An 8,032-nucleotide genomic window follows, 5' to 3' on the forward strand; every position below is an offset into this window, starting at 1 on the left:
GGGTGGGAGGTGCGCGAGCCGATCGCCACCGGCGCCTTCGGCAGCGTCTACGCCGCGCGCCGCGTCGACGGCGGCGGAGGCGCCGAGGGCGGCGGCGGAAGCGGCGGGCACCTGCCGGACACGGCCGCCCTCAAGTTCCTGCCCACCGGCACCGGCACCCCGCGGCAACTCGCCCACCTGCGGGACCTGGTCGAGCGCGAGATCGCGCTGCTGCGCCGGCTGCGGCAGCCCCGGCTGATCCGGATGTACGAGACCCTCACCGTCGACGACCCCGGCCACCCCCGGCTGGACGGCGCCACCGTCCTCGTCCTGGAGCGGGCGGAGGGCTCCCTGTCCGCCCTGATCGCCGCCTCGCCCCGCCCGCCGGACGGGCCCGCGCTGCTCGCCCAGGTCTGCGAGGGGCTGGCGCAGCTGCACCGGGCGGGCTGGGTGCACGGCGACCTGAAACCGGCCAACGTCCTGCTGATGGCGGACGGTTCGGTGCGGCTGGCCGACTTCAACATGGCCGCCGAACTGGAGGGCACCCACGCCTACACGCCCGCCTTCTCCACCCCGGACTACACGCCGCCCGAACTGCTCTGGTCCGAGATCGGCGAACGCGGCCGCCGCATCCGGCCGTCCGCCGACGTGTGGGCCTTCGGTGTCCTCGCCCACCTCGTCCTCACCGGCTCCTTCCCGCTGCCCGGCGGCACGCCGACGGCCCGCCGCGACGCCGCCGTCGCCTACGCCCGCGGCACCCACGAGCTGCGGCTCTCCCCCGAACTTCCGGAGGCATGGCGGGAGATCGTGCGGGACTGTCTGACCCGGACGCACGCCGGCCGGACCGGCACCGCCGCCCTGCTGCGCCGGGTGGCGGCGGCCGCGGACGCCGCGAGCGGGGCGGCGAGGTTCTCGCTCCGGGCCCGGGGCGGCACCCGACGCGGCGTCGTCGCGGCCTCGGCCGCGGGCACCGTGGCGCTGGCCGCGCTCGCGTACGGCGTCGTCTCCTGGGCCGGTGACGGCCGGCAGCCCGCCGCGGGTCCGCGCGGCGGCGGCACCGCGAGCGTCTCCGCCGCCGCCTACGGCGCGGACGTGCTGCGCACCGACCGGGACGTGCCGCCCGCCTACCGGCTGCTGATCGTCGAGACGGCGCACGACTGCGACCGCGCGGAGGTCAGCCCGGCCCTGATCGCGGCCATGCTGAAGGTGGAGAGCGACTTCGACCCCGCCCTGTCCGACCCGGCCAGGAACGAGTACGGCATCGCCCGCTGGACACCGAGCGTGCTGCGCTGGTGGATGAACGAGGACGGCACACCCGGCGAGACCGTCCCGGAACCGCCGTTCCCGCCCGCCGAGTCCATCCCCGCCATGGGCCGCTACCTGTGCTGGATCACGCCCCGTCTGGAGGACGGCCTGCCCGGCGACCGCTCCGTCCTGGTCGCCGTCGCGTACCGGACGTCGTACAAGAAGGTGAACGACGCGGGCGGGGTTCCCCCGAAGTACCGTGACTACGCCGACCGCGTCGCTCACCACCTCAAGGAGTACACGCCCGAGGGGCGGAAGTGACCCTGTGACGTCCGAGGTTCACGGCAGGTTCACGGCGACCCGCCGCGCCGTCCGAATGCTTGGAGAGCTCTCACCCACTCCCCGTACGCTGCCCCTCGTTGGACTGGGGAAGGGCTACCCCGAGGGGATCGGGGGAGGGGGACGACTCCATGTACAGCGTCATCGTCGTGCCGCCGTCGTGCGGCAGTGTGGCCGAGCAACTGAGGATCAGCGCGGGTGAGCGCATCGAGTTCGGCAGAGCCGGACCGACCGGCGGTCTCGCCATCGCACACGCGGGGGTGCCCCGGGTCGCCGGGGAGATCGCGGCCCACCGGACGTTCTGGCTGCTGAGCAATCTCAGCGTGGACCAGACCTACGTGGTGGAGAATCCGGAAGGCGCGGGCGAGCACATCAAGGTCGGCCCGGGCCGGGTGGAGGCGCCGGTGCCGTTCGAGCTGGCGCGCGTGACCCTGCCCGCGGCGGGGGACCTGCTCACCTTCGACGTCTGGGCACCGCGGCACGCCTTCCGCAGCATCGAGCGCCACGGTCTCGAGGGGGCCGGCACCGTCCCGGCGTTCGCCCTGGACCGCACCAAGCGGTACTTCGCGGTGCTGGCCGCCCTGTGCGAGCGGCGCCTGCGCGGTGAGCCCCGCGCCCCGCTGCCCGAGGTCGAGGAGATCGTGGAGCGGCTGCGCCCGAGCTGGCCCAAGGTCAGCCGCTCCGCCGTCTACTGGAACATCGACTACCTCGCCGTCAAACTGCGGCTGAGACCCGGCCCGGACACCGTCGAGCCGGGCCGGCGCACGCACGGCAAGAAGGAGTCCCTGGCCTCGCTCGCCCTCCGCTTCGACCTGGTCCGCGAGGACGACCTCGTGGTACTCGCCCCGGCCCCGAGCGGAGCGGCACGGTGACCGGGCGGCCGCACGCGGTCCCGGTGCCGAAGGGCTACCGGATCGGGCCGTGGGAGGTGCGAGAGCCGCTGGCGTCGGGGGCCTTCGCCACGGTCTACGACGCGGCCCTGCACACCGCGGGCACGGCGCAACGCACCTCGGACGGCGGCGAACCGCCGGGCCGGGCGGCGCTGAAGTTCCTGCCCACCGGCACCCGCACCCCGCGTCAGCTGCACCACCTGCGCGACCTGGCCGAGCGCGAGGTGCAACTGCTGCGGCGGCTGCGCTCGCCCCGCCTGGTCCGGATGTACGACACCCTCACGGTCGACGACCCGGACCATCCGGAGCTGGACGGCGCGACCGTGCTGGTGCTGGAGCGGGCCGAGGGCTCCCTGGACGCCGTACTGGCCCGGACCCCGCGGCCGGACGCCGGACCCGCCCTTCTGCCCCAGATCTGCGAGGGACTGGCGCAGCTGCACCACGCGGGCTGGGTGCACGGCGACCTGAAACCGGCCAACGTCCTGCTGATGGCGGACGGTTCGGTGCGGCTGGCCGACTTCAACATGGCCGCCGAACTGGAGGGCACCCACGCCTACACCCCCGCCTTCTCCACCCCGGACTACACCCCGCCCGAACTGCTGTGGCCCGAGGTCGACGAGCGCGGGACGCGGATCCGCCCGTCCGCCGACGTCTGGGCCTTCGGCGTCCTCGCCCACGTGGTCCTCACCGGCGGCTTCCCCTTGCCCGGCGGCACCCCGGAGGCGCGCTCCGACGCGGCGATGCGGTACGCCCGCGGCCGCGAGGAACTGCGCCTGTCCCCCGCCCTCCCGGCGGCCTGGCGCGGCATCCTCCAGGACTGCCTGGCCCCGACCCACGGGCAACGCGCCACCCGCACCACCGCGTTGCTGCGCCGGGTGGAGGAGGCGGCGGGCGCCTCCCGCTCGGCGCGGCTGCCGAGACCGCGTCCCCGGCGATGGCGCCGCCCGGCCCTGGCGGCGGGGCTCGCGGCAGCGCTGGTCGGGACGGCGAGCCTCGCCTACACCGCCCCGTGGGAGCCGGCGCCCGCCGCCGCGGCCCCTCCCACCTGCGAGAAACCCGTGGTGTACCAGAACGCCGACGGCCGGGGATACATGGCGGGCCACAGCGGCACCTGGGACTTCACCGTCCAACGCGGCGACGGCGGCAGCCAGGTCACGGAAGTGCAGTGCCTGCTCCGCCACCTGCACGGCATCCCGGAGGTCGGCGAGGTCGACGGCGACTTCGGCCCGAAGACCCGGAGCGGGGTCGTCATCTTCCAGGAGCGGGCGGGACTGGACGCGGACGGCATCGTGGGACCGTCGACGTGGCGGGCGTTGCGGAAGGGCGGGGAGCGTCGGTAACGGCCTTGGCCGGCGGTGGCTGCCGCTGAGACGTCCGCGACCGTGTGGGGCGATCCGGCGCCACGACGTCACGGCCCGCCCTTCCCCTGAGGGAGGGCGGGCCGCGGCATGTGTGCGGCAGCGGGCCTGCTCAGCAGCGGTGGGTGCCGGCGAAGTCCCAGAACTCGGACCTGGTCTGCGGCCCGGCGTCCCCGTCGACGGTGAGGTTGGCACCGTGGAGGTTGAGGTACCTCTGCAGCGCCTTGACCGTGTTGGTTCCGACGATCCCGTCGATGGAATCGTCGTAGTAGCCCATGGCGTCGAACTTCCTCTGGGCCGCCTTCCAGCTGTTGGTGCCCAGCTGCCCGTCGATCGTGCCGGGGTTGTAGCCGGTGGTGCGCAGCCAGCACTGCCAGCTCTTCGCATGGGCGGTGTCCAGACCCAGGTTGACCACCGCGAGCGGTGCGACGGCCTCGGCAGTCACCGCCTGGGGGGCCGACGCGGGAGCCGCCATGGCCGTGCCCGCGGTCGCCAGGCCGCCGGTGGCGATCCCGAGCGCGGCGGTGACACCGACGATTGCCTTCGTGAGAGCTCGCATGCTGTTCCCCTCCGTGTGGATGTGTCGTGTGCCTGCCTCGGCAAGCACAGTGACCAGCTTGGGGAGTTGCCGCGTCGCGCGGTACCTGTAACTTTTCGGGGGTGCCTTCCGGACGTTTCGTGCTAGACGGGTCCTTCCAGCCGGGCCGCCCGCCGGTGTCGGGGTGACCACCGGCGGGCGGCCCTGTGCGTGCCGCTCAGTGGAAGAAGTGCCGCGTCCCCGTGAAGTACATCGTCACGCCGGCCTTCTTCGCGGCCTCGACGACGAGTTCGTCGCGGACCGAGCCGCCCGGCTGGACCACGGCCTTCACGCCGGCCGCGGTGAGGATCTCCAGGCCGTCCGGGAAGGGGAAGAAGGCGTCGGAGGCGGCGTACGCTCCCTGCGCCCGCTCGGCGCCCGCGCGCTCCACCGCCAGCTTCGCGGAGTCGACGCGGTTGACCTGGCCCATGCCGACGCCGACGGAGGCGCCGTCCTTGGCGAGGAGGATCGCGTTGGACTTGACGGCGCGGCAGGCCTTCCAGGCGAAGGCCAGGCCGGCCAGGTCGGATTCGCTCAGCGCCTCGCCGGCCGCGAGCGTCCAGTTCGCCGGGTCGTCGCCCTCGGCCTGGAACACGTCCTTGACCTGGGCCAGGCCGCCCCCGTCGATCGGGCGGAACTCGGCGGGCGGCTGCGGTGCCTCGGGGCAGCGCAGCACGCGGATGTTCTTCTTCTTGGTGAGGGCTTCGAGGGCGCCTTCCTCGTAGTCCGGCGCGACGATGACCTCGGTGAAGATCTCCGCGACCTGCTCGGCCATCTCCTTGGACACCGGGCGGTTGACCGCGATCACGCCGCCGTACGCGGAGAGCGGGTCGCAGGCGTGCGCCTTGCGGTGTGCCTCGGCGACCTCCGCGCCGACCGCGATGCCGCACGGGTTGGCGTGCTTGATGATCGCGACGCAGGGCTCGGTGTGGTCGTACGCGGCACGGCGGGCGGCGTCCGTGTCGACGTAGTTGTTGTACGACATCTCCTTGCCGTGCAGCTGCTCCGCCTCGGCCAGGCCGCCGCAGCCGCCCGTGTAGAGGGCGGCGGGCTGGTGCGGGTTCTCGCCGTAGCGCAGCACGTTCTTGCGCTCGTACGTCACGCCGATGAACTCCGGGAACTGCTCGCCGTCGCCGGCGTACTCCCCCGCGAACCAGCCGGCGACCGCCACGTCGTACTCGGCGGTGTGGCGGAACGCCTCGGCGGCGAGCCGCTTGCGGGCGGTCAGGTCGAAGCCGCCGTCCTTCACTGCGGAGAGCACGTCCGCGTACCGGGCGGGGCTCGTGACGACCGCGACGGAGGGGTGGTTCTTGGCGGCGGCGCGGACCATGGAGGGGCCGCCGATGTCGATCTGCTCCACGCACTCGTCGGGCGACGCACCGGAGGCGACCGTCTGCTCGAACGGGTAGAGGTTGACCACGACCAGGTCGAACGGCTCCACCCCCAGCTCGCCGAGCTGCTCGCGGTGGCTGTCCAGGCGGAGGTCGGCGAGGATTCCGGCGTGCACCTTGGGGTGCAGGGTCTTGACCCGGCCGTCCAGGCACTCGGGGAAGCCGGTCAGCTCCTCGACCTTGGTGACGGGGACGCCGGCGGCGGAGATCCGGCCGGCCGTGGAACCGGTGGAGACGAGTTCGACGCCCGCCTCGTGGAGCCCGCGTGCCAGCTCCTCCAGACCGGTCTTGTCGTAGACGCTGACGAGCGCCCGTCGGACGGCCCGCTTGTTGCTCTCGGCGGTCACTGGATAACTACCTTTCGTCCCTCGATGCGATAGCCGTTGCGGGCGAGCCGCCCCACGACATCGACGAGCAGCCTTCGCTCGACTTCCTTGATGCGCTCGTGCAGAGCGCTCTCGTCGTCCTCGTCCCGGATCTCCACCACGCCCTGCGCGATGATCGGCCCGGTGTCGACGCCGTCGTCGACGAAGTGGACGGTGCAGCCGGTGACCCTGGCGCCGTACGCGAGCGCGTCCCGCACGCCGTGGGCTCCCGGGAAGCTGGGGAGGAGGGCGGGGTGGGTGTTCACGAACCGCCCCCCGAAGCGGGCCAGGAACTCCTTGCCCACGATCTTCATGAACCCGGCCGAGACGACGAGGTCCGGCTCGTGCGCGGCGACGGCCTCGGCGAGCGCCGCGTCCCACTCGTCGCGGCTCCCGTAGTCCTTGACCTTCGTCACGAAGGCCGGCAGCCCGGCGCGCTCGGCGCGGGCCAGGCCCTCGATGCCCTCGCGGTCGGCGCCGACGGCGACGATCTCGGCTCCGTAGGCCTCGACGCCGGTGGCGGCGATCTCGTCGAGCAGCGCCTGGAGGTTGGTGCCGGATCCGGAGACCAGCACGACGAGGCGCTTGGCTCGCGGGGCCACGGGCTTGGCGGCCACGGTGAGGGCCTTTCTCGGGGAAGCGGTACGTTCGTCGGTTTGTACAGTCGTACGAATGCTTCGCGCCCCGGGATACGGGGAAGTCTACGAAGCGGCCGACCGTCAGCAACGATACCGGCACACCGGACGGCCCCCTCGGGACGGGGGCGTGGCCGGAAGGTAGCGTCTGCGTGGAGCCGGACCGGGAACGCGACCTGCGCGTCACGCGTTCACCAGTCGTGCCGACCCGTTCGCCCGTTCCACCCGTTCATCGCCGCCGAGGGAAGACGCTCACTTGATGCCGGACCGCAGCCTGAGACCGCTCACGCTCCCCCAGCAGTCGGCGCAGCCAGGGGGGCGCAGCACCGTGTTGCTGCGGGAGCGCCCCTCGTCACCGCCCGACACGCCCTCGGACCGCGGGAACGGCGGCGGGCAGGACGGCTCCCAGGACAACCCGGCCGCCCCGGACCGGGACAATCCGTTCGCCCCGCCCCCGGAGGGCACGCCGGACCGGCCCTGGCAGCCGCGGCACCCGTCGGGCGACGGCGGCGACTCGCAGGACTCGTCCGGTTCCCAGGGCGGCGGGCGTTCGCCTTGGGGCGGCCAGTGGAGCGACCGGCAGCCCGGCCGCTCCTCCGGCGGCTTCGGTGACCGGCCCGGCGGTTCCGGTTCCGGTCCCGAGGGACAGGGCGGCGGCCCGGGCCCGCGCTGGGACCCCACGGACCCGTCCCAGCGACGTGCGCGCTACGCCCTGCTGAGCGGCATGTGGGCCCTCTTCTTCGCGCTCTTCACCTGGCCGTACGTGGCCCTGCTGCTCGGCGCGCCGGCCCTGTACTGGGGCATCAGCTCCCTGCGCACCAAGCCCCGCGCCGCCGCCGACCCGGACGCCCCGGCGCGCCCCGCCGAGCAGACCGGCCGCCCGCAGCGCACCGCGGCGATCAGCGGCCTGGTCACGTCGTCCCTGGCCATCCTCCTGGTCGCCGCGTCCTTCAGCGCCCAGCTGGTCTACGACGACTACTACACCTGCCGCGAGGACGCCCTGACCAACACGGCGAAGCAGGGCTGCGAGCGCCTGCTCCCGGAACAGCTGCGGGACCTGCTGGGCACGGAGGGCTAGCCGCCGCTTGCAGCCCGTCCGGCGTTCGAGGACGAGACCGTCAGGCCGAAGCGGGGGTCTGGGGCGCGGCCCAGGGACGGGAAGGGTAGGGGCGGCGGGGCGAAGACATCCTCCCCCTACCCCCGCGGCGGCTCCGCCGGAGTATCGACCGGCAGCAGGTCGTACGGCCCACCAC

7 protein-coding genes are annotated in these 8,032 nt (G+C 73.7%); 4 read left to right on the plus strand and 3 right to left on the minus strand.

Annotated elements, in window-relative coordinates:
• The 3 genes from DMH12_RS35525 to DMH12_RS35535 form a co-directional block, all read left to right on the plus strand.
• A partial coding sequence (locus DMH12_RS35525; protein ID WP_125495431.1) for a protein kinase domain-containing protein occupies nucleotides 1-1,545 on the plus strand: 1,545 nt, incomplete at its 5' end.
• A 149-nt stretch (nucleotides 1,546-1,694) separates the two neighbouring features.
• Nucleotides 1,695-2,435: an FHA domain-containing protein gene (locus DMH12_RS35530; protein ID WP_125495432.1), complete on the plus strand. Its 741-nt coding sequence runs from the start codon at nucleotides 1,695-1,697 to the stop codon at nucleotides 2,433-2,435.
• Nucleotides 2,432-3,793: a serine/threonine-protein kinase gene (locus tag DMH12_RS35535; RefSeq protein ID WP_125495433.1), complete on the plus strand. Its 1,362-nt coding sequence runs from the start codon at nucleotides 2,432-2,434 to the stop codon at nucleotides 3,791-3,793. Before DMH12_RS35530 ends, DMH12_RS35535 begins: the two co-directional genes overlap by 4 nt.
• A 130-nt stretch (nucleotides 3,794-3,923) precedes the next feature.
• On the opposite strand, the gene DMH12_RS35540 is transcribed toward DMH12_RS35535, so the two are convergent.
• From DMH12_RS35540 to purN, 3 genes are all read right to left on the minus strand, one after another.
• A complete protein-coding gene (locus DMH12_RS35540; protein WP_125495434.1) occupies nucleotides 3,924-4,370 on the minus strand; it encodes a peptidoglycan-binding domain-containing protein in 447 nt (148 codons plus the stop codon).
• 196 nt (nucleotides 4,371-4,566) lie between these two features.
• Nucleotides 4,567-6,126 (minus strand): bifunctional phosphoribosylaminoimidazolecarboxamide formyltransferase/IMP cyclohydrolase, encoded by a 1,560-nt coding sequence (gene purH / locus DMH12_RS35545; protein ID WP_125495435.1) that lies wholly within the window; start codon nucleotides 6,124-6,126, stop codon nucleotides 4,567-4,569.
• Nucleotides 6,123-6,761, minus strand: coding sequence for a phosphoribosylglycinamide formyltransferase (gene purN, locus DMH12_RS35550; protein ID WP_125495436.1), 639 nt, complete (start codon nucleotides 6,759-6,761; stop codon nucleotides 6,123-6,125). Before purN ends, purH begins: the two co-directional genes overlap by 4 nt.
• Nucleotides 6,762-7,038: 277 nt before the next feature.
• Here purN and DMH12_RS35555 point away from each other — a divergent pair, with 277 nt between their 5' ends.
• The gene (locus DMH12_RS35555; protein WP_125495437.1) at nucleotides 7,039-7,857 is read left to right on the plus strand and encodes a hypothetical protein; all 819 of its coding nucleotides are present in this window, start codon (nucleotides 7,039-7,041) and stop codon (nucleotides 7,855-7,857) included.
• Nucleotides 7,858-8,032 lie beyond the last annotated feature (175 nt).

Origin of the sequence: Streptomyces sp. WAC 04229, from assembly GCF_003947455.1 — a bacterium.
Taxonomy (GTDB): domain Bacteria; phylum Actinomycetota; class Actinomycetes; order Streptomycetales; family Streptomycetaceae; genus Streptomyces.